The sequence below is a fragment of the Streptomyces sp. AA1529 genome, from assembly GCF_000280905.1.
Lineage (GTDB): Bacteria > Actinomycetota > Actinomycetes > Streptomycetales > Streptomycetaceae > Streptomyces.
This window is the reverse complement of record NZ_ALAP01000031.1, coordinates 14,576-34,863: the sequence shown is the minus strand read 5'-3', so window position 1 is coordinate 34,863 and position 20,288 is coordinate 14,576. Positions and strand designations below refer to the sequence as shown.

The 20,288-nt window shown below is 74.8% G+C and carries 20 protein-coding genes; 8 read left to right on the top strand and 12 right to left on the bottom strand.

Features of this window, described 5'->3' with window-relative positions; genetic code table 11:
- Positions 1–58: 58 nt before the first annotated feature.
- The 3 genes from A949_RS0109285 to A949_RS0109275 form a co-directional block, all read right to left on the bottom strand.
- Positions 59–361, bottom strand: coding sequence for an SHOCT domain-containing protein (locus A949_RS0109285; RefSeq protein ID WP_019355734.1), 303 nt, complete (start codon positions 359–361; stop codon positions 59–61).
- Positions 362–529: 168 nt separating this feature from the next.
- On the bottom strand, positions 530–772 hold the full coding sequence (locus A949_RS0109280) for a hypothetical protein (RefSeq protein ID WP_019355733.1): 243 nt from the start codon (positions 770–772) through the stop codon (positions 530–532).
- Between the two features lie 5 nt (positions 773–777).
- Positions 778–2,007 carry an ROK family protein gene (locus A949_RS0109275; protein WP_026004483.1) on the bottom strand — a complete coding sequence of 410 codons (1,230 nt, stop codon included), beginning with the start codon at positions 2,005–2,007 and terminating at the stop codon, positions 778–780.
- A gap of 17 nt (positions 2,008–2,024) precedes the next feature.
- Between A949_RS0109275 and A949_RS0109270 the strand changes: the two genes are divergently transcribed.
- From A949_RS0109270 to A949_RS0109260, 3 genes are all read left to right on the top strand, one after another.
- Positions 2,025–3,314 carry an MFS transporter gene (locus tag A949_RS0109270; protein ID WP_019355731.1) on the top strand — a complete coding sequence of 430 codons (1,290 nt, stop codon included), beginning with the start codon at positions 2,025–2,027 and terminating at the stop codon, positions 3,312–3,314.
- Positions 3,315–3,405: 91 nt separating this feature from the next.
- A complete protein-coding gene (locus A949_RS0109265) occupies positions 3,406–4,236 on the top strand; it encodes an alpha/beta fold hydrolase (protein WP_019355730.1) in 831 nt (276 codons plus the stop codon).
- Positions 4,237–4,349: 113 nt separating this feature from the next.
- Entirely contained in the window at positions 4,350–4,814 is a 465-nt protein-coding gene (locus A949_RS0109260; RefSeq protein WP_019355729.1) for a DUF4442 domain-containing protein, read from the top strand.
- Positions 4,815–4,924: 110 nt separating this feature from the next.
- On the opposite strand, the gene A949_RS0109255 is transcribed toward A949_RS0109260, so the two are convergent.
- From A949_RS0109255 to A949_RS0109235, 5 genes are all read right to left on the bottom strand, one after another.
- Complete coding sequence (locus A949_RS0109255; RefSeq protein ID WP_019355728.1) at positions 4,925–5,590, bottom strand: response regulator; 666 nt, start codon at positions 5,588–5,590, stop codon at positions 4,925–4,927.
- A 28-nt stretch (positions 5,591–5,618) separates the two neighbouring features.
- Positions 5,619–6,914 carry a histidine kinase gene (locus A949_RS0109250; RefSeq protein ID WP_019355727.1) on the bottom strand — a complete coding sequence of 432 codons (1,296 nt, stop codon included), beginning with the start codon at positions 6,912–6,914 and terminating at the stop codon, positions 5,619–5,621.
- A gap of 118 nt (positions 6,915–7,032) precedes the next feature.
- Entirely contained in the window at positions 7,033–7,740 is a 708-nt protein-coding gene (locus A949_RS0109245) for a TetR/AcrR family transcriptional regulator (RefSeq protein WP_026004482.1), read from the bottom strand.
- A gap of 247 nt (positions 7,741–7,987) precedes the next feature.
- A complete protein-coding gene (locus A949_RS0109240; protein WP_026004481.1) occupies positions 7,988–9,040 on the bottom strand; it encodes an endonuclease/exonuclease/phosphatase family protein in 1,053 nt (350 codons plus the stop codon).
- A gap of 52 nt (positions 9,041–9,092) precedes the next feature.
- A complete protein-coding gene (locus tag A949_RS0109235; RefSeq protein WP_019355724.1) occupies positions 9,093–9,815 on the bottom strand; it encodes a M15 family metallopeptidase in 723 nt (240 codons plus the stop codon).
- 86 nt (positions 9,816–9,901) lie between these two features.
- Between A949_RS0109235 and A949_RS0109230 the strand changes: the two genes are divergently transcribed.
- The 3 genes from A949_RS0109230 (at position 9,902) to A949_RS0109220 (ending at position 12,336) form a co-directional block, all read left to right on the top strand.
- Entirely contained in the window at positions 9,902–10,597 is a 696-nt protein-coding gene (locus A949_RS0109230; RefSeq protein ID WP_019355723.1) for a response regulator transcription factor, read from the top strand.
- Between the two features lie 16 nt (positions 10,598–10,613).
- Complete coding sequence (locus A949_RS0109225; RefSeq protein WP_019355722.1) at positions 10,614–11,687, top strand: sensor histidine kinase; 1,074 nt, start codon at positions 10,614–10,616, stop codon at positions 11,685–11,687.
- A 196-nt stretch (positions 11,688–11,883) separates the two neighbouring features.
- Complete coding sequence (locus A949_RS0109220) at positions 11,884–12,336, top strand: nitroreductase family deazaflavin-dependent oxidoreductase (RefSeq protein WP_019355721.1); 453 nt, start codon at positions 11,884–11,886, stop codon at positions 12,334–12,336.
- Positions 12,337–12,700: 364 nt separating this feature from the next.
- Here the strand turns inward: A949_RS0109220 and A949_RS0109215 are convergent, their stop codons facing one another.
- Complete coding sequence (locus A949_RS0109215; protein ID WP_019355720.1) at positions 12,701–14,146, bottom strand: geranylgeranyl reductase family protein; 1,446 nt, start codon at positions 14,144–14,146, stop codon at positions 12,701–12,703.
- A gap of 239 nt (positions 14,147–14,385) precedes the next feature.
- On the opposite strand from A949_RS0109215, the gene A949_RS0109210 reads away from it, so the two are divergent.
- Entirely contained in the window at positions 14,386–15,741 is a 1,356-nt protein-coding gene (locus A949_RS0109210) for a M20/M25/M40 family metallo-hydrolase (RefSeq protein WP_019355719.1), read from the top strand.
- Between the two features lie 222 nt (positions 15,742–15,963).
- Here A949_RS0109210 and A949_RS0109205 read toward each other — a convergent pair whose 3' ends face one another.
- The gene (locus A949_RS0109205; protein ID WP_019355718.1) at positions 15,964–17,010 is read right to left on the bottom strand and encodes an NUDIX hydrolase; all 1,047 of its coding nucleotides are present in this window, start codon (positions 17,008–17,010) and stop codon (positions 15,964–15,966) included.
- Between the two features lie 367 nt (positions 17,011–17,377).
- Entirely contained in the window at positions 17,378–17,947 is a 570-nt protein-coding gene (locus A949_RS0109200) for a TIGR03086 family metal-binding protein (RefSeq protein ID WP_019355717.1), read from the bottom strand.
- 62 nt (positions 17,948–18,009) lie between these two features.
- Here A949_RS0109200 and A949_RS0109195 point away from each other — a divergent pair, with 62 nt between their 5' ends.
- Positions 18,010–18,993, top strand: coding sequence for a helix-turn-helix domain-containing protein (locus tag A949_RS0109195; protein WP_019355716.1), 984 nt, complete (start codon positions 18,010–18,012; stop codon positions 18,991–18,993).
- A gap of 25 nt (positions 18,994–19,018) precedes the next feature.
- On the opposite strand, the gene A949_RS0109190 is transcribed toward A949_RS0109195, so the two are convergent.
- Entirely contained in the window at positions 19,019–19,963 is a 945-nt protein-coding gene (locus A949_RS0109190; RefSeq protein ID WP_019355715.1) for an ROK family protein, read from the bottom strand.
- Positions 19,964–20,288: the final 325 nt, after the last annotated feature.

The following is a 20,288-nucleotide window of genomic DNA, read 5'->3' as shown; positions in this document are numbered from 1 at the left end:
GTCCCCCGCAGCCGCCGAGTCGAGGGCAGGGGTCGTCGGGCTGCGGCGGTGCGGCTCGTCATATGCCGCCCGGGCGCTCCGCGTGCCGCTCGCGGGTGCTCTCGGCCAGCACGGAGGTGCGCCGCCAGTACTCGTCCTCGTCGATCTCGCCCTGCGCGAAGCGGCGGTCCAGGAGTTCCAGCGGGCTCTCGGTGCCGTGCGGGGCCTGCTGCCGCCGCTGCCAGGGTCCGCGGCGGCCCCGGAGGACCGTGCGGCGCAGCAGGAGGACGCAGGCCGCGACGAGGGCGGCCCAGATGAGCGGGAAGAACAGGATCCAGGGGCCGGGTCCCCCCGCGCCGTGCCAGTGGGCCAGGGTCTGCATGGTCGTCAACTCCTCGGTAGCGGCCGGGTGGTGCTTTGCGCTACCGAGACTGCGCGCGGGGAGGGGCTCGGCGCATCGTACGGCCGGCGGCGGTGCGGCTACCTCTCCGGGAGCAGCGCGGGGGGTGCCGGGCTGCTCCACGGTCGCACGCGGGGCGGCCCGGCGCGGCTACCCCACCGGGCGAGGGCCGCCGCGCGTCGGGGCGGCGGCCTCGCGGCGCATGCACACCCGGGGCCGGCGGTCCAGCCCGGCGGCGGTCTCCCGGGACCGGATCGCGCGCGGACACTGCCGGGTGGGCGGCTCGTCGTCGGCGATCTCCGGCATGCCGATGCCGCGGAACCACCGGCCCGCCGCCCGTTCGACCTCCTGGAGCCTGCCGAGCTCACGTGCGGCACCCGCTCGGATGCGCATGGGGGTCATCCCCCCAGCACCGCGAGCGGGTCGTCGAGCACCGGCTGCCAGGCCGACTCGGCGGCCCCGACGAGGGAGTTGTGCGCCAGCTCGCTGGGCAGGACGGGGACGCCGCCGCTGCGCCCCCACAGGCTGCGGTCCGCGACGACGCCGCGCAGCCGTTCGCCGTCGGCCTCGACCAGGGCGCGGTGCAGTCCGGCGAGCACGATCCGGTCGGGGTTGAGGATGTTGACGAGTCCGGCGAGTCCGAGTCCGAGCCGGTCGACGAGCCGGCCGGCCGCCTCGCGGACCGCGGGGTCGGTGCCGTACTCCGTGCGGAGCAGTTCGGCGGCCTGGGTGAGCAGGGAGGTCCCGGGGCTGGCCGGACGCCCGGCGGCGGCGAGGAGCGCCGCGGGGTCGGTCTCCACGTCCAGGCAGCCGCGGCTGCCGCAGTGGCAGGGGCGGCCGTCGGGATCCACCGTCAGATGGCCGACCTCCAGGGCCAGGCCCGAACTCCCGGTGTGCAGCCGCCCGTCCAGCACGAGCGCGCCGCCCACGCCGTGGTGGCCGGTGCCGACGACGAGCAGGTGGCGGGCTCCGCGTCCGGCACCGTGCCGGTGCTCGGCCAGCGCGGCGACGTTCAGGTCGTTGCCGGCGAAGCCGGTGACGGTGGCGCCGTCGGCGCCGGTGACCCCGGCCTCGGCGAGGCAGGCGCGGAAGGTGTCGCGCACCGGGGCACCCGCCTCCCAGGCGAGGTGCAGCGGGTTGAGCGCGGTGCCCTCCGGTTCGGCCACCGCGGAGGGCACGGCGAGTCCCGCGCCCACGCAGCGCCGTCCGCGGGAGCGCAGCAACTCCGCGCCCGCGGCCACGACTTCGCTGATGACCTGCGCGGGGTCGGCGTCCACGGTGCCGCAGCCGGGCGCCGTGGCGACGATGCGCCCGCCGAGACCGACCAGCGCCGCGCGGTAGCCGTCCGCGTGGATCTGCGCGGCGAGCGCGACGGGTCCGGCGGGATCGACGGCGAGCCGGTGCGAGGGCCGGCCCTGGCTGCCCACGGGTGCGGTGGGGTGGGGGTCGACGGTGATGAGTCCGAGGGCCTCCAGTTCGGCGGCGACGGCTCCCGCTGTCGCGCGGGTCACCCCCAGTTCGGCCGTGAGCACGGCGCGGGTGGGCGCCTGACCGGTGTGGACCAGCTCCAGTGCGGGCCCCAGGGCCGAACGCCCTCTTTCCAACCTCGTTGTACGTGTGCGGGTCACGCCTCTATTCTCTCTTTGTGCCGACACTAAACAAAATACGGTCGGCGCTCGCCGGTGCGAAGGAGCGCGGCGGCCGGTACCCCGCCGCTCCCCACCGTCCGGACCTGCGCCGCTTCCGCCACGCCCTGACCGTCTTCTTCGCTCTCGATGGCTTCCTCTTCGCCGGATGGGTCGTCCGGATCCCCGCAGTCAAGGCCCGGACGGGCGCCTCGGACAGCGCGCTCGGCCTGGCGCTGCTCGGCCTCTCGGCGGGCGCCGTGGTCACCATGATGGCGACCGGACGGCTGTGCTCCCGCTTCGGCAACCAACCCGTCCTGCTCGGCTGCGGATTCCTGCTGCCCCTCAGCGTGGCACTTCCGCCGCTCACCCGCTCCCCGCTCGCCCTCGGCCTCGTGCTGCTGGTCTTCGGCGCCGCGTACGGCGGGATGAACGTCGCCCTCAACAGCACCGCGGTCGACCTGGTGGCGGCGCTGGACCGCCCCGCGATGCCGGGCTTCCACGCCGCCTTCAGCCTCGGCGGCATGCTCGGCGCGGGCCTGGGCGGCCTGCTGGCGGGCGCGTTGAGCCCCACCCGGCACCTGCTGCTGCTCGCCGCGGCCGGGCTGGCCCTGGCCGCGCTCGCCGCCCGGCCGCTGCTGCGCTTCCCGCTGACCGCCGCCCGGCGCCCGCCGCGCCCCCGCCGTGCCGGCCCGGCGCCCGGACACGACACACCGGGGGCGGACGCCGGTCCCGTACCCGCGCCGGATCCGCCCCACCGCGCCCGCCGGGCGGTCGCGATCCTGGGGGCGATCGCACTGTGCACCGCGTACGGCGAGGGAGCGCTGGCCGACTGGAGCGCGCTGCACCTGGCGGAGGACCTGGGCGCCGGCCCGGCCCTGGCCGCCGCCGGCTACTCGGTGTTCGCCGGCGCCATGACGGTGGGGCGGCTCTCCGGCACGACGCTCGTCGAGCGCCTGGGGCCCGGCCGCGTACTGATCTGGGGCGGGGCGCTGGGCTGCTGCGGCATGCTGCTGGGCGCGCTCGCACCGTCGGTGTGGGCGGTCCTCGCGGGTTTCGTCCTGACCGGCCTCGGCCTGGCCAACGTCTTCCCCATCGCCATCGGACGGGCAGGGGATCTGGCCGGGCCCGGCGGGGTGGCGGCGGCCTCCACGCTCGGATACGGCGGAATCCTGCTGGGCCCGGTGGCGATCGGGTTCCTGGCGGAGCGGTTCTCGTTGCAGGCGGCGCTGTTGACGGTCGCACTGCTGGCGGGAGCCGCCGCGCTGACCGCGGCGGCGGCACGGCGCGCCGTGCTGCCGGGCGGGTGAGCACGGGCCGGGCTCCAGCTGGCCGGATCCTTGCGTTCATCGTCACTCCAGCCAGTGGTCCGGCGGCCCCGCGGCCCGCAGAGTGGTGCGCATGAACGACACCTGGACGCTGGATCGCAGCTACGAAAGTGCCCTGGGGACCGTACGCTGGGCCGCCCTGGGCGACCCCGCGCTGCCGCCCGTCGTACTGCTGCACGGGACACCCTGGTCCTCCTACACCTGGCGGAACGTCGCCCGGAGCCTCGCCGGAGGCCACCACGTCCACGTGTGGGACATGCCCGGATACGGCACTTCGGCCAAGTACGCGGGGCAGGAGGTGTCGCTGCGCGCCCAGGGCGAGCTGTTCGCCGAACTGCTGGACCACTGGGGCCTGGAGCAGCCCGCCGTGGTGGCGCACGACTTCGGCGGCGCCGTGGCGCTGCGCGCACACCTGCTGCACGGTGCGCGCTACTCCCGGCTGGCGCTGGTGGACGTCGTGGCTCTGGCCCCCTGGGGGTCCCCGGCCTACCGGCTGCTGGGCGAGCACTCCGAGGTGTTCGCCCAGCTCCCGCCCGCACTGCACGCGGCGCTGGTACGGGAGTACGTCTCCTCCGTCGGCGGTCCCGGCCTGCCCGGGGACGTCGTGGCGCAGCTGGCCGCGCCGTGGCTGGACCCGGCGGGACGGAGCGCGTTCTACCGGCAGATCGCCCAGAACGACCAGCGCTGGACCGACGAGATCGAGCACCGGTACGGCGAGCTGGCGCTGCCCGTCCTCGTCTGCTGGGGCACCGACGACGCCTGGATCCCGGTCGAGCGCGCGCACCGGCTGGTCGCGGCGATCCCGGGCGCCCGGCTGCGGCTGCTCGAGGGCGCCGGACATCTGGTCCAGGAGGATGCCACCGCGGAGCTGACGAGGACGCTCGCGGGCTTCCTGGAGGAGTGAGCGGATGCCGCCGGCCGGACCGGCCGGCGGCCCGCCAGCCCGGCGCCGGCCCGGCGCGGGAGTGATCACCGCCGCCTGTTACTCAACAGTAGGAGCGTGGTAGCTTCACGGCCATGGCTCACGTGCTGCGCACCCCGAAGGGGTTGCTGCGCGCCCTGAACTGGTACCCGCCGTACCGGTTCGCGGGCATCCGCGTCCTGGAGATCGCCGACGACTGGAGCAGCGCCCGGGTCCGGCTGAAGCTCGGCCGGCTGAACCGGAACTACTTCGGCACCCAGTTCGGCGGGTCGCTCTATTCCATGAGCGACCCCTTCTGGGCGCTGCTGGCGGTCAACCGGCTCGGCCCGGACTACGTGGTGTGGGACAAGAGCGCAGAGGTCGAGTTCGTCTCACCCGGCCGCGGCGACGTCTACGCCGACTTCGAACTCACCGAGGACCGGCTGGAGGAGATCCGCGCCGCGACGGCGGACGGCGCCAAAGCGCTGCCCTGGTTCGAATCGACGGTCACCGCGGCCGACGGCACCGTGGTCGCCCGCGTCCGCAAACAGCTCTACGTGCGCCGCAAACGGGACAGGTGACGGGAGGCGGTCCGCTCTCCCGGCTCCGGCGCGCGGAGTCCCGCCCCCGGGGGTCCGGCTCCCCCGGTTCACCGCGCGGGTTCCGGCCGGAGCGGCTCCGGGCGCGGCGCTCAGCCGAGCCAGCCCGGGCGCACCAGGCCGGATTCGTAGGCCAGGACGACGAGCTGGGCACGGTCGCGGGCGCCCAGCTTGACCATCGTCCGGCTCACATGGGTCTTGGCGGTCAGCGGCGAGACGACGAGCCGGCGGGCGATCTCCTCGTTGGAGAGCCCGATCCCCACCAGCGCCATCACCTCCCGCTCGCGCTCGGTGAGTTCGGCCAGCCCCTCGACCGCGGCCGGCTCCTTGGAGCGGGCCGCGAACTCCTCGATCAGCCGCCGCGTGACGCCGGGCGACAGCAGCGCGTCCCCGTCCACCACGGCACGGACGGCCCGCAGCAGTTCGTCCGGCTCGGTGTCCTTGACGAGGAACCCCGAGGCTCCCGACCGCAGCGCCTCGAACACGTACTCGTCCAGCTCGAAGGTGGTCAGCATGACCACCTTGACCGCGCTCAGCTCCGGGTCGGAGGTGATCCGCCTGGTGGCCACCAGGCCGTCGACCAGTGGCATCCGGATGTCCATCAGCACCAGATCGGGGGCGCGTTCGCGTACCAGCGCGACCGCCTCCGCGCCGTCGGCCGCCTCCCCCGCCACCTCGATGTCGGGCTGCGCGTCCAGCAGCGCACGGAATCCGGCCCGCACCAGAACCTGGTCGTCGGCGAGCAGCACACGGATCACGGTCTCTCTCCTCGGTTCGCCGGGCCGCTCACTGTAGCGGCGCCTGCTCCTCGCCGGAGGACAGCGGAAGCGTCGCGCACACCCGGAAGCCCCCGTCCGCGCGCGGGCCCGCCTCGACGGTGCCGCCGAAAGCGGCGATCCGCTCGCGCATCCCCACCAGCCCGTTGCCGCCGCCGGGCGGCCCCGAGCCGGTGGCCGGGCCGTCGTCGTCGACACGCAGCTCCAGCACGTCCCCGCCGTAGCGGACCCGTACGCGAGCGGTGCGCGAGCCCGAGTGGCGCACGACGTTGGTGAGCGCCTCCTGGACGACGCGGAACGCCGCCAGGTCCGTCCCCGGCGCCAGCGGCACCGGCGTGCCCTCGGTTCCGGTGGTCACCCGCAGCCCGGCGCCCGCCGCCTGCTCGGCCAGTTCGCCGAGCCGGCCGAGGCCCGGTGCGGGCGCGCGGGGCGCCTCCCCCGGCGTCCGGAGCGTCGCGAGCACCTGGCGCACCTCGCCGAGCGCCTCCCTGCTGGCGGACTTGATGGTGCCGAGCGCGGTACGCGCCTGCTCCGGGTCCGAGTCCAGCAGCGCGAGCCCGACCCCGGCCTGGACGTTGATCACGGAGATGCTGTGCGCCAGCACGTCGTGCAGCTCCCGGGCGATGCGCAGCCGCTCCTCGTCCGCCCGGCGCTGCGCGGCCTCCGCCTCCTCCCGCTCCCGCCGGGCCCGCTCGGCGGATCGCACCCGGGCCAGTTCACCGGCCGTGCACAGCGCCACCGCCCAGGCGGCCATGAACAGGTCGGTACCCCAGGCCCCCGGCCCGTCCCCTCCCGGCGGCAGCCAGCGGTAGCAGACGTGGGCCGCCAGCAGCCGGCCCACCAGCAGCATCGCCAGCGCGCTCCAGGTCGCGTACCGGTACCCGGCGACGAGCGCGCCGAACCCGGCCACCACGACGCTGAGCAGCACCGGCCCATAGGGGTATCCGGCCGCCAGGTACCCCAGCGTCACCGCCGAGGTCCCGAACACCGCGGTACGCGGGAAGCGCCGGCGCAGCAGCAGCAGGAGCGGCCCGAGCGCGAGCAGCAGCCGCGCTGCGGGGTCCAGCTCCGCGGCGGTGTCCCGCTGGTTGTGCGCGGCGAAACCCGAACCGACCTGCTGGATCACGAGAACGGCGAGCGAGGAGGGCCAGGGCAGGCGCCGGGGCCGGGGGCCGGTCCCGAACCGGGGCCACCACCGGAAAGGCGTTCCCGGCGTCCCCGCGGCCGGTGCCGGCCCGGAGCCGGTGGTCCGGGGCTGCTCCGCGGTGCCGGACGCCGGGCTGGGAGAGGACGGTGTGCTGGTCACGTCCTGCACGCTAGCCGCGCCGCGGGCGGCGCCGCGTCAGCCGGGCGCGGTGGTCCCGGCTACTCCGCGGGGAGTACGCGGGCGGTTCCCGCGGGCGAACGCCTCGGCGGGGCGCGGCTCAGCGGCGGAGGCCCACCTGGTCGGCGAGACGCTCGGCGGCGTGGTCGAAGAACGCGTCCCGTGCGTCGATCACGTTGGCGAACTGGCCGAACAGCTCGAAGCCGACCAGTCCGAACAGCTGCGCCCACGCGGCCACCGCCTCCGCGGCGACCGCCGGGGGCAGCGGCACCGCCAACTCCCCGACCAGCCGTTCGGTGTCCCGCAGTACCGGCGCGGGCGCGACCGCGGCACGGGCGGGCACGCGCAGCGCCCCGACCGCGTAGGCGTCGCTCAGCACCGTCAGCAGCGCCAGAGCGGCGCGGGAGGCCGGCCGGATGGTGGCGGAAGGTGCCGCGTACCCGGGCACGGGCGAGCCGTAGAGCAGCGCGTACTCGTGCGGATGCGCCAGGCTCCAGCCGCGGACGGCGCGGCAGACGGCGCGCCAGCGGACGAGGTGCGAGTCTCCCGCCGACTCGGCTTCGGCGAGCGCCTCCTCGGCGGCTGCCCCCAGCGCGTCGTAGGCGTCCATGATCAGTGCGGTCAACAGCTCGTCGCGGCTGGGGAAGTAGCGGTAGAGGGCGGAGGAGGCCACCCCGAGTTCGCGGGCGACGGCGCGGAGGGAGAGCCGGGAGGCGCCCTGCTCGGCGAGCTGGCGGCGCGCCTCTTCCTTGATCGCTTCGGTGATCTCACCCCGCGCCCGCTGGCGGGCGCCCTGCATCCTGCTCATACGGAGCAGTGTGCCAGCTGCGGGAGCAGTGCTCAACAGTGAGAGCACCGCTCACCATACCGCTCACCGCCGCGCACCTCCGCGCACCGCCCGCCACTCATCGCACGCCACGCACCGCCCCGGCATGCCGCGGTCTCCGCCGGCGCCCGGTGTGCGAACAGCGCACAGCAGCGAGAGCACCGCTCACATCCCGGGCCGGCGCGGTCCCCGAGCGCCGACGATATGGCACCCGGCGGGTCACCCGGGGTCACCAGCCGATCCCCGCCGCCACCGGCCGGTGGTCACTGCCCGTCGCCGGCAGCAGCCACGCGCTCTTCGGCTCCACACCGCGGACCAGGATCCGGTCGATCCGCGCCATCGGGAACCTCGCGGGCCAGCTGAAGCCGAACCCGTCCCCGGCGACCTCCTGGGCGGAGCGCAGCCGCGAGGTGAGGCCGGCGAACGCGCGGTCGTCCATGGTGCCGTTGAAGTCGCCGAGCACCAGCATCCGCTCGCCGCGCTCGGCGGCGACGGCCGCGGCGAGCTTCCTCGCGCCCGCGTCCCGCGAGTCCGTCCAGAACCCGCTCCCGGGCATCACCCGCACGGACCCCAGATGCACCACGTACACGGCCAGCGGCCCCTTCCCGGTGACCACCGTGGTGCGCAGCGCGCGGGGCGGTTCCTCCGGCCCCTCGGCCCGCGCCTGCTCGGCCAGCGGCCCGGCATCGCCCCGCAGGACGTCGACCGGCCGGGTGTCCGACAGCGGCAGCCTGCTCCACAGGCCGACCGTGCCCCGCACGGTGTGGTACGGGTACTCCTTCGCCAGCTCCTTCCCGTAGCTGCCCACGGCCCGGTCGGTCAGTTCCTCGAGCGCCAGCAGATCCGCACCGGAGGCCGCCAGCTCACGGGCGGTGCCGACCGGATCGGGGTTCTCGGCGGCGACGTTGTGACTGACCACGGTGAGGTCACCGCCCCCGTGGGAGCTGTCGCCCAGCAGCCCGCCGAACAGGTTCAGCCACACCGTGACCGGCAACAGCGACGCGACGGCCGCGGAGGCGGAGCGGCGCCGCAGCGCCCCGGCGAGCAGCACCGGGACGAACAGGCCGAACCACGGCAGGAAGGTCTCCACCAGGCTGCCCAGCCCGGCCCGGTCGGTGAGCTGCCCGTGCAGCAGCAGAAGCAGGCCGAGCAGCAGCCCACCCGCCGTGAGCAGCGGGCCGCGCCGCCACGGGCCCGGCCGGGGGCGGTCCTCGGTCCGGGCTCCTGCGCCATCGGCCGCCGGACTGTCCGCTCCGGTCGCCGCCGGGTCCGCCTGGATCATCGTCGTCTGCTCCCGCTCGTCCGTGCTCTCGCTGTTCACCGGGACTCCCTGCTCACTGCCGCATGCGCGGGTCACGGGTGGGGTCGGCATATCTCCGCGGGCAGCCACCGGTGGTCGCCCCGGCGCGCAGTTCGTAGTGCCAGGGTTCGTTCTCGTAGATCCGGCACAGCCCGTAGGCGGCACCGTGCCGGGACAGCCACTCCGTCGCCCGGGAGCCTCCGACGTCCACCGCCTTGCCCGCGACATGCGGGGAAGTCGCCGCGGTGGCCACCCAACGGGCGGCCTCCTCCGCTGATCCGTACCGGGCGACCGCCTGGCGAAGGAGGTCGTTCTGGTACGCGGGCGAACGCCAGCCGCTGTTGACGTGGAAGGTGACACCGCGGCTCGCGGCGTCCTTCGCCGCCCGGCGCAGGGCCTTGAGCAGTTGCGGATCGAGTTCGGCCACGGCCGGATAGGTGTCGTCGAAGACGGTCACCCCGTCGGGGACGACACCGTCGGCCGCACCCACCCCGCCACCGGGCCCGCCGCGTGGCGGGGTGGAGTCCGGGGGCGCCGCGGCCGGGGGGCCGGAGGCCGACGCGGAGGCCGTGGCCGGCGTGGCGGCCCGGGAGGACGCGGCGGGCGAGAGCGGCGCGGACTGCGACGCCCGAGGGGTGAGAACGGCGGCGCCTCCCGCCGTGACTGCCGCTGCGGCCACGACGGCCGTCAGGCCGGCGGCGGTCAGCCGGCGAGCACGCAGGGGCGGTTCCCCTGCCGGGGACTGGAATCGGAACATACCGCGAGTGAAGACAACCGGGTGTTGCCGGCACGTATGCGATTCTCGATACGCGGACGATATGTGCCGACTCATATCCTCGATGCATGCGTGTCTTGATCGTCGAGGATGAGCCCTATCTGGCCGATGCGATCCGCGACGGCCTGCGGCTGGAAGCGATCGCGGCCGACATCGCCGGCGACGGCGACACCGCCATGGAGCTGCTCGGCATCAACAGCTACGACATCGCCGTCCTCGACCGCGACGTCCCCGGCCCTTCCGGCGACGAGATCACCAGACGCATCGTCGCCTCCGGCAGCGGCATGCCCGTGCTCATGCTCACCGCCGCCGACCGCCTCGACGACAAGGCCTCCGGGTTCGAGCTCGGCGCCGACGACTACCTCACCAAGCCCTTCGAGCTACTGGAGCTGGTGCTCAGGCTGCGGGCCCTCGACCGGCGGCGCGGCCACAACCGGCCTCCGGTACGGCAGATCGCGGGCCTGCGCCTCGATCCGTTCCGCCGCGAGGTCTACCGCGACGACCGCTACATCGCGCTCACCCGCAAGCAGTTCGCGGTCCTGGACATCCTCGTCGCCGCCGAGGGCGGGGTCGTCAGCGCCGAGGAACTGCTGGAGCGGGCGTGGGACGAGAACGCCGACCCGTTCACCAACGCTGTCCGCATCACGGTCTCGGCGCTGCGCAAGCGCCTCGGCGAACCCTGGATCATCGCCACCGTGCCGGGCGTCGGCTACCGCATCGACACCGCACCCGCCGCCGGGCACGGTGGTGCCGTCCGTGGTTAGGCAGCCCGGCTTGAGCGTGCGCCTCAAACTCACCCTCAGCTACGCCGGCTTCCTCATGCTCGCGGGTGCCCTGCTGCTCGTCGCCGTGGGAGTGTTCCTGCTGCGGCAGGGATGGCTGCAGACCAATGAGTCGGGGGCGGTACGACTCACACCGGGCACCCTCTTCGTGCGCGACTTCGCCCCGACGGCAGCCGCTGTGCTGGTGTTCCTCCTGGTGTTCGGCCTCCTGGGCGGATGGGTCCTCGCCGGACGCATGCTCGCGCCGCTGGACCGCATCACCCGTGCCACCCGCACGGCAGCGGCCGGATCGCTGTCCCACCGGATCCGGCTGCCGGGTCGCAGGGACGAGTTCCGCGAGCTGGCGGACGCCTTCGACACGATGCTCGCGCAGCTCGAAGCACACGTCGCGGAACAGCAGAGGTTCGCCGCCAACGCCTCGCACGAGCTGCGCACCCCCTTGGCGATCTCGAAGACGCTCCTCGACGTCGCACGCGCCGATCCGCACCGCGACACCGGGGAACTCGTCGACCGCCTCCACACCGTCAACACCCGGGCGATCGACCTCACCGAGGCACTGCTCCTGCTCAGCCGGGCCGGCCGGCGGTCCTTCACCCGGGAGGACGTCGACCTGTCCCTGGTCGCGGAAGAAGCAGCCGAAACGCTGCACCCACTCGCGGAGAACCACGGCGTCACCCTGGAGACCAGCGGCGACATCGCCCCCACGAGCGGTTCGCCCGCACTCCTGCTGCAGCTCACCACGAACCTCGTGCACAACGCGATCGTCCACAACGTGCCGGAAGAGGGCCCGGAAGAGGGCACCGTGCGGGTGCACACCGGCGTCCGGCCCGGGTCCGTGGTGCTCACCGTCGAGAACACCGGCGAGCGGCTCACCCCGCAACTGGTCGCGACCCTCACCGAACCCTTCCGGCGCGGCAGCGAGCGCGTCCGCACCGACCAGGCCGGCGTCGGGCTGGGCCTGGCCATCGTCAAGACCGTGACCGAGGCCCACGGGGGAACCCTCACCCTCACCCCGCGCCCGGCCGGCGGGCTCCGGATCACCGTGGAGTTGCCCGCGGCGTCCGGAGGGTGAGCCCGGGGTCCTGTCCCGGGGGTCCATCTTTTGCGAGAGCACTGCTCTTGTTTTGGAGCACCAGAAGTGCAACACTGCTTCACGACGAGAGCAGTGCTCTCGATTCGGATCACCGATTTCGATGGCCGATCCGACCACGGAGCGCCCCGCGGGTCCGCTTCCCGCCCATCCGACCACTCCTCGACGGAGGACACCGATGTCACCCGAGCCGTACGTCAAGCGCCCCGGCTGGTTCACCAACAAGGTGCTGAACCGGACCGTCTCCTGGCTCTCCAGGAGAGGCGTCAGCCTGGCGGGTTCACGTGTACTGGCGGTCAAGGGCCGCAAGAGCGGCGAGTGGCGCCGCACACCGGTCAACCCGCTCCGGCACGAGGGAGGGCTCTACCTGGTCGCGGCCCGCGGGCACGTCCAGTGGACGCGCAACATGCGGGCCGCGGGCGGCGGCGAGCTGTTCCACGGCCGACGGGGCCGGCACTTCACCGCCGCCGAGGTGCCCGACGCGGAGAAGCCGGAGATCCTGCGGGCCTATCTGCGCAAGTGGAAGTGGGAGGTCGGGGCGTTCTTCGAGGTGGGCCCGGACTCCTCCGACGAGGAGATCCGGGCGGTGGCGGACCGCCATCCCGTCTTCCGGCTCACCCTGACCGACTGAGGGGCGCAACCGCCGGGCGCACCCACGGGGACCGTACCTGCCGTCGGCGTGTGCCGCGCCTTCCCCCTCGGCAACGGCCGGGCGCGCGGGGACCGTACGCTCCGTACGCGACGGGACGCGTCAGCGCTCCCGACGGGCCGCAGTGCGCACCCCTCCGGCGGACCCCGCAGCCGACCGGGCCTCCGCGGCCCCAGCCTCCGCAGACCACCGGCCCGGGACGGAGCCCGGAGCCGACCCGGACCCGTGCGCGCCATGGAGCCCGGGGTGACGTTCCCCTCCGGGCCCCGACGGTGTCGGCCGGCGCCGCTGCCGGCACCCGGAGCCGCCGACAGCGGACCGTGCGCCCGGGGCGACGGTCGCGCGGCTACGCCCGGCGGCCTCCCGCGGCCGGCTCGTCACCCCCGCCGCCGTCACCGTCGTCCCCTCCCTCGCGGCTGCCGGAGGTGTCGCCGCCACCGGTTCCAAACGCGGAGTCCGCTGTCCCGGATGCGGACGCGCCGTCCGCCGCCCGGGATTCCGCGGCCTCACGACGGTCGAAGGTGTCCAGCGCCCGCCGGGCGAGCGGGTGGACCCGGACGACCTCGGCCAGGGAGGTGGCGCCGCGGGCGAAGCGGGCGAAGACGTTCCACGCGGGACGGAATCCGGTGAGCGCGGCGTGGAAGACCCCGGGGCGGCGGGAGAAGATCCGCAGCAGCCGCCGTCCCACCGCCATCTCGACGCCGAGACCGGCCTTGATCGCGAAGGCGTAGTTGAGGGCCTGCCGGCGCGCGTCCACCGCGTCGTGCGCCTCGGCGATCCGGACGGCCCACTCCCCCGCCAGGCGCCCCGAGCGCAGCGCGAAGGAGATGCCCTCGCGGGTCCAGGGCTCCAGCAGACCGGCCGCATCTCCGCAGACCAGCACCCGGCCGCGGGAGAGCGGCGAGTCCTCGGCCCGGCAGCGGGTCAGATGGCCGGAGGAGACGCGGGGTTCGAAACCGGCCAGACCGAGGCGGCCGATGAAGTCGTCGAGGTAGCGCTTGGTGGCAGCGCCCTCGCCGCGTGCCGAGATGACCCCCACGGTGAGGGTGTCGCCCTTGGGGAAGACCCAGCCGTAACTTCCGGGCAGCGGGCCCCAGTCCACCAGCACCCGCCCGGCCCAGTCCTCCGCCACGCTCTCCGGGACCGGGATCTCGGCCTCCAGGCCGAGGTCGACCTGGTCCATCCGGACCCCGACGTGGGCACCTATCCGGCTGGCGCTGCCGTCGGCGCCGACCACGGCGCGGGCGAGGACCGGCTGCTCCTCACCCGCCAGGACGACGGCGACCGTGCGGCGGTCGGGCACGGCCGGGCCGTGCTGCTCGACCCGGGAGACCGAGGCGCCGGTACGGATCTCCGCACCGGCCTTGACGGCGGACTCGACCAGGCCGTTGTCGAACTCGTCGCGGTTGACGAGCCCGAAGAGCATGCTGCGCGAGCGCCGGGTACGGGACAGCTTGCCGTTGAGCGCGAAGGTCACGGCGTGCACCCGCTCCCGCAGCGGCAGATCGAAGCCGGGAGGCAGCGCGTCGCGGGACGGGCCGATGATGCCGCCGCCGCAGGTCTTGTACCGGGGCAGTTCGGCCTTCTCCAGCAGCAGCACGCTGCGGCCCGCGACCGCGGCCGCGTAGGCGGCCGCGGCCCCGGCGGGCCCGGCGCCGACCACGACCACGTCCCAGACGGGGCGCTCCTCGCCGCCGGCCGCGCTCCCTTCGAGGGGCTGGTCCGCCGGATCCGCCCCGGAGTTCTCCGCAGGCTCGACGTCCTCGTTCCCGGCTGCGTGCTCGCTGCTCACGATGTGTTGTGCTCCCGCTTGACCTCGGCGTACGGATGGCCCACCGCATCCTACGGGCCCGCCCATGTGCGATACACATGTCTCCGTACACGTGTGCCAACGTCGCGCCCACAAGGAGCGTTCCCATGCAGCACCCCCCGTCCGACCCGACGGCCATGCCTCACTCATCTGCTTCGTCTGCTTCCTCCGGGTACTCCGGACCGGCCGCACCGGGTTCCGGTGCCGGTGCCGGACGGGGAGTGGCCGCGACGGTGGCCTCGCTGATGCCGCGGGCGCGGACGGAACTCGCCGAGCTGGTGGCCTTCCGCTCGGTGGCGGATCCGGAGCAGTTCCCCAGGAGCGAGTGCGAGGGCGCGGCCGACTGGGTCGCGGAGGCGCTGCGCGCCGAGGGCTTCCAGGACGTGGCCGCCCTGGAGACACCGGACGGCACCCGTTCCGTGTACGGATTCCTGCCCGGCCCGGCAGGAGCTCCCACGGTGCTGCTGTACGCGCACTACGACGTGCAGCCGCCGCTGGACGAAGCGGCCTGGCACACGCCGCCGTTCGAGCTCACCGACGGCGCCGACGGGCGCTGGTACGGGCGGGGCGCGGCGGACTGCAAGGGCGGATTCATCATGCACCTGCTGGCCCTGCGGGCCGTGCGGGAGAACGGCGGACTGCCCGTCTCGGTGAAGATGATCGTGGAGGGCTCCGAGGAGCAGGGCACCGGCGGTCTGGAGCAGTACGCGCGGCAGCACCCCGAACTGCTGGCGGCCGACACCATCGTCATCGGGGACGCGGGCAACTTCCGCTGCGGCCTGCCGACCGTGACGGCTTCGCTGCGCGGAATGACCCTGCTGCGGGTCCAGGTGGACACCCTCGAGGGCAATCTGCACTCGGGGCTGTTCGGCGGAGCGGCTCCCGACGCGCTGGCGGCGCTGCTCCGTACGCTGGACTCGCTGCGGGACGCCGAGGGCAACACCGTCGTCGACGGCCTGGCGGCGGACGCCCGGTGGGAGGGGATGGCTTATCCGGAGGAGGACTTCCGCCGGGACGCGAAGGTGCTGGACGGGGTCGGTCTGAGCGGCGGCGGGGCCGTCGCCGACCGGCTGTGGGCCCGGCCCGCGGTGACGGTCCTGGGCATCGACTGCCCGCCCGTGGTCGGTGCGACCCCCTCGGTGCACGCATCGGCACGTGCGCTGGTCTCGCTGCGGATCCCGCCGGGCGCGGATGTGGAGCAGGCCATCGAACTGCTGGTGGCGCACGTGGAGTCGCACGTGCCGTGGCGGGCGCGGGTGTCGACGGAGGTCGTGGGCAAGGGCCAGCCCTTCACCGCCGACACCTCCAGCCCGGCGTACGCCGCGATGGCCACGGCGCTGAGCGCGGCCTACGGCGGACAGGAGATGCAGGTCGCGGGGATGGGCGGCTCGATCCCGCTGTGCAACGCGCTGGACGCGCTCTACCCGGACGCGGAGATCCTGCTCATCGGTCTGAGCGAGCCCGAGGCGCAGATCCACGCCGTCAACGAGAGCGTTGACCCGCGCGAGCTGGAGCGGATGGCGGTGGCCGAGGCGCTGTTCCTGCGCGGCTACGCGGAGCAGGCCGCGGGGGCCTGAGCCCGGGCCCGGGCACGCACCCCTGGTGTCCGCGGCGGGCCCGGACCGGAGACGGCTCCGGCTCCGGCTCCGGCTCCGGCTCCGGCTCCGGCTCCGGCTCCGGCTCCGGCAGCAGGCTCGGTCCCGCACACGGGACCGGTCCCCGCCCGGCACCAGGGGCCGGCCCGGACGGCGGAGAGGCGGTCGCCGGGGCGCCGCCGGGCGGAGAGGAGGCGGCCCGGCTCAGCGCAGCAGCCTGCTCGGATCGGCCGCGCCGGTCGGGACGCCGCCCTCCAGGTACAGCGGCTGTCCCGCACGGCGGGCCCGCAGGGCGCAGCGGAGCCGCTCCAGCCGCACCGGAGGCAGCAGTTCCGCGGCCTCGTCCTCGGTGACGAACCGCCAGTCACGGAGTTCGGCGCTGGGGAGCAGGAGAGCGGCGGCCTCCCCCGGGGCGAGCCGTCCGCCGTCGAAGAGCAGCCGCATCCCGCCGAACCCCGGCGGCCGCGGCGCTTCCCAGTCGGCGACGAGCAGCCCGAGCTCACCGGTCAGCCGCAGCCCGAGTTCCTCGAACACCTCGCGCACTCCGGCGGCGCTGGGGGCCTCCCCGCGCTCCACGACGCCGCCGGGGAACTCCCAGCCGGGCTTGTAGGTCGGGTCGACGAGCAGCACCCGGTCGCGGTCGTCGAACAGCAGGATTCCGGCGGCGACCGTCTCGGCCGTCGGCTCGGGGGTCTGCACGATGTCCACGGCGCCCTCCCCCGCGCCGATCGCCTCGGCGAGGCGCTCGGCGGTGTGCCGCGGACCGAGGTGGGTGGTGTCGATGGTGTGTGCTTCCGACTCGATCCAGGCCAGCGCCTCCTGGTAGGGACGCAGATGGCTCAGGCACCAGGCCCTGGCGGTGCCGCCGTCCGCGGCGGCGCGGCTGTCGATCCGCTCGCGCAGCACTGCCTCCTCGGCGTGCAGCAGCAGGTGCCGTACGGGGATGCGGCGCGCGGCGAAGGCGCCGAACATCTCGTCCCGGTACTCGCGGCGCAGCAGCGTCATGGGTGTGATCAGCGGCCCGGGGACCTCGCTCAGCAGAGCGGCGGCCGTGTCCGCCACGAGCCGCCGCCACGAGCGCAGGTCCTGGAAGTCGGCTATCTGTGCCAGGTGTTCCTTCGGCAGCATCCAGCGCAGTTCCGCGCCGATGACTTCGGGATCGTAGAGCGTGCTGCCTGGGAGCAGGTCCAGGAGTTCGTACGCCGCAGTGGTCTTGCCCGCGCCGAAAGCGCCGTTCAGCCAGACGATCACGGTGTTTCCCCCTCATCCGTTGTCCCCGTTCAGCTGCCCGCATCACCCGGTGCGGGAAACGCGCCGGGGCGGCTCTCCCGGCGCTGAACGAGGCACGGCGCCCGCGCCCCGGCGCGTATTGCAGGCGCGTGCGACCCCTGGGAGGGGGATCGGTGTCCACGGACGGAAGTGTCCGGCCCCGATCCGGGCGGCGGCCCGGCCGCCGGTCACGGGCCGCCGGTCACGGGCCGCCGGTCGCGGGCCGCGGGCCGCCGGTCGCGGGACCGTCGGAGGGCCGGTCGGTCGATCCGCGGCCGAGGGGCCCGGCGACGGCCGAGCGGGCGGCAGCCGGTCCGCGGCTGACTGCCGGGAACGGCGCGGGGCGGCGTCAGCGGGAAGACCAGCCGGGATCGCGACCGGAGAGCATGAGCAGCCGTTCGAAGGGAGTGGCACCGGGAGGCGGCGGAATCTCCTCGCCGAAGACCCCCGCCTTGCGGGCCATGGGCGCCATCTCCGCGAAGGCGGGCCCCGCTTCGTCGAGCACGGCCGGATCGGGCCGGTAGTCCTGGTCCGTGGCGCGGGCGAGGTCCCAGCCGTGCACCAGCAGATCTCCCATCACCATGTGCGCGACGGTGCGCTGCGGCAGCCCCATGCCCTGCGAGACACCCTCCAGTGCGTCGGGGGCGGACCACGCCTTCGTCAGCCCGGCCGTCTCCTCCCGGAAGCGGGCGCGCCAGTCCCCCGTGAGCCGGTCAGGGGTGCTGCTGAAGTCCGCGGTGCCCCGGCCGGCCAGCGCCTGGAAGCCGATGACGACGTGGAGGAGGTGGTTGAGCAGAGCCCGCACATCGTAGTCGGCACACGGCGTGGGCAGGTCCAGCTGCTCGTCCCGTACCCCGCGGACCACGGGGTCGGTCGCGCGGGCCGCACTGTCGAGAAGAGGGGGGATCGTGTTCGTCATACCGCCACGCTAGGCCGGGCCCGCGGCGGCGACTTGAAGAAACACGACATAGGATCCACGTCATGGCAGGTCGCAGCGCTCCCCCGGGGAGCGGGAGCGACGGCGACGCTCCCCGCCGGGACACCCGGGGCATCGTGCAGGCCTCCGGTCTGCTGGCGCGGGTCGACTTCCGGCGCAGGCTCCCCGCCGAACCACTGCGCCGCTGGATCGAGCACTACTGGCTGATCGACTGGAATCTCGAGCAGCCCTACGTCGCCCGGGTCGTGCCGCACCCGTGCGTCAACCTCGTCCTCGAACGGCGCGGCCCGGCGGCTGCGGCACCGGCGACGGGGCTGGTGTCCGGGGTGGGCACCGGCGTGTTCGCCACCGAACTCGAGTCCGTCGGACGGGTCGTCGGGGTGCAGTTCCGGCCCGGTGGGTTCCGGCCCTTCCTGACCGCGCCACGCCCCCTCGCGCAGCTCACCGGTGGAGGGCTCGCGCTCGACGAGGCATTCGGCCCGGACGGCGCCCTGCTGCCGGCCCGGGTGCTGGCCCCGGACCGGGAGGGAGAGCGGGTCGCCGCGCTCGACGCCTTCCTGCTCTCCCTGCGTCCTGCCGCCGACCCGGCGGCCGAACAGGCCATGGCCCTGGCGCACCGGGTGCGCACGGACCGCTCGGTGCGGCGGGTCGAGCATCTCGCCGCGGCGGGGGGCCGCTCCGTGCGGAGTCTCCAGCGGCTGTTCGCCACGTACGTCGGGGTCACTCCGAAGTGGACGATCCTGCGGTACCGGGTCCACGAGGCGATGGAGCGCGCCGGGGGCCCCGGGACCGACTGGGCCCGGCTCGCCGCCGAGCTCGGCTACAGCGACCAGTCCCATCTCATCCGGGACTTCACCGCCGCGGTGGGCGTCTCCCCCGCGGCGTACGCCCGCGCCGTGGCGGCGGAGCCGCGCCCTCCGGCCTCCCCCGGCCCGGAGGACCGCGCCCCGGAGAACGCCCCGGGGACCGGGTACGCGGGGCCGGCCGGCGGAGGGCCCGGCCACGGAGGGCAGAACCGGCTCCCCTGACCACCCGGATCCGCGGCCAGGGGGCTCAGACCGCGCCGGTCTCCAGCAGTTTCCAGCCCGCGGCCCCCGCGCCGATCAGCCCGGCGTCGGTACCGGTGGCGGCGGGGGCCAGTGCGAGGTCCTGGACGTAGGGCAGGGTCGCGTACCGCTTGAGCTCCGTACGCAGCGGGGCGAAGAGCACCTCGCCCGCGCGGGCCACACCGCCGCCGACGACCGCGATATCGACCTCGACGAGGGTGGCGGTGGCGGCGATGGCGGCCGCCAGGGCGCGAGCGGCCTGTTCGAAGGCGTCGCGGGCGGGCGGGTCGCCCGCGCGGGCGGCGGCGGCCACGCCCGCGGCGGTGGCGTCCTGGTCGGGGCCGGGGCGCCAGCCCGCCTCCAGGGCGCGGCGCGCGATGTTGGTGCCGCTGGCGACGGTCTCGACGCAGCCGTAGGAGCCGCAGGGGCACTGGGCCCCGTCCATGTCGACACTGATGTGGCCGATGTGCCCGGCGTTCCCGGTGGGGCCCGGATGGAGGGCGCCTCCCAGGATCAGGCCCCCGCCGACGCCCGTCGAGACAACCATGCACAGGGCGTCGGAATGGCCCTTGGCGGCACCCTGCCAGTGTTCGGCCGCCGCGATCGCCGGGCCGTCGCCGATGAGCGCGACGGGGAGCCCGCCCGCCCCGTCGCGGACCCCGGCGACGAGCGGGTGGGCGCGCCAGGCGGGGATGTTGACCGGGCTGACGGTGCCGGCCTTGGCGTCCACGGGGCCGGCGCTGCCGATGCCGACCGCGCCGACGCGGTACCAGTGCGGGGTCGCGGTCAGTTCACCGAGCACCTCGTCCACGGTCGCGGCCATCCGCTCGGCGCTCTCCTGCGCGGGGGTGGGCCGCTGGGTGCGGGCCAGGAGCCCGCCACCGCTGTCCACCAGGGCACCCGCGATCTTGGTGCCACCGATGTCGAGCGCGGCGACGAGGTCGTTGGGCATGGTCGGTCGGCTCCTGCGCGTGCGGTGGCGGGCCCGCACGGTGCGCGGGGCGGACCGCACAAGTCTTGCAAGACTTCCGTGATCTGACAACGTTGTCCAGACCTGCCGCGCCGACGCCGCTATGCTGCTCCGTACCGCGATCACCGAACCCGCCCGCAGCACCGGCGCACCCCTCGCCGGACCGCACCCACCGCCCATCCACCCCGCACCGCGCCGACCTCCGCTCCCCAGGACAAGGACAGCAGCCGTGGCCGCCGACGCCTCCGACCCCGCCCGCCCCCCGCTCCCCGGGAGCCCCCGCGCCGCAGGGACGCGCCGCGGCGGG

Coding starts and splice junctions, on each gene's coding strand:
- A949_RS0109285 (WP_019355734.1), bottom strand. CDS start 361: ATGCAGACCCTGGCCCACTGGCACGGCGCGGGGGGACCCGGCCCCTGG.
- A949_RS0109280 (WP_019355733.1), bottom strand. CDS start 772: ATGCGCATCCGAGCGGGTGCCGCACGTGAGCTCGGCAGGCTCCAGGAG.
- A949_RS0109265 (WP_019355730.1), top strand. CDS start 3,406: ATGAACGACACCTGGACGCTGGATCGCAGCTACGAAAGTGCCCTGGGG.
- A949_RS0109260 (WP_019355729.1), top strand. CDS start 4,350: ATGGCTCACGTGCTGCGCACCCCGAAGGGGTTGCTGCGCGCCCTGAAC.
- A949_RS0109245 (WP_026004482.1), bottom strand. CDS start 7,740: ATGAGCAGGATGCAGGGCGCCCGCCAGCGGGCGCGGGGTGAGATCACC.
- A949_RS0109240 (WP_026004481.1), bottom strand. CDS start 9,040: ATGATCCAGGCGGACCCGGCGGCGACCGGAGCGGACAGTCCGGCGGCC.
- A949_RS0109235 (WP_019355724.1), bottom strand. CDS start 9,815: ATGTTCCGATTCCAGTCCCCGGCAGGGGAACCGCCCCTGCGTGCTCGC.
- A949_RS0109230 (WP_019355723.1), top strand. CDS start 9,902: ATGCGTGTCTTGATCGTCGAGGATGAGCCCTATCTGGCCGATGCGATC.
- A949_RS0109220 (WP_019355721.1), top strand. CDS start 11,884: ATGTCACCCGAGCCGTACGTCAAGCGCCCCGGCTGGTTCACCAACAAG.
- A949_RS0109200 (WP_019355717.1), bottom strand. CDS start 17,947: ATGACGAACACGATCCCCCCTCTTCTCGACAGTGCGGCCCGCGCGACC.
- A949_RS0109195 (WP_019355716.1), top strand. CDS start 18,010: ATGGCAGGTCGCAGCGCTCCCCCGGGGAGCGGGAGCGACGGCGACGCT.
- A949_RS0109190 (WP_019355715.1), bottom strand. CDS start 19,963: ATGCCCAACGACCTCGTCGCCGCGCTCGACATCGGTGGCACCAAGATC.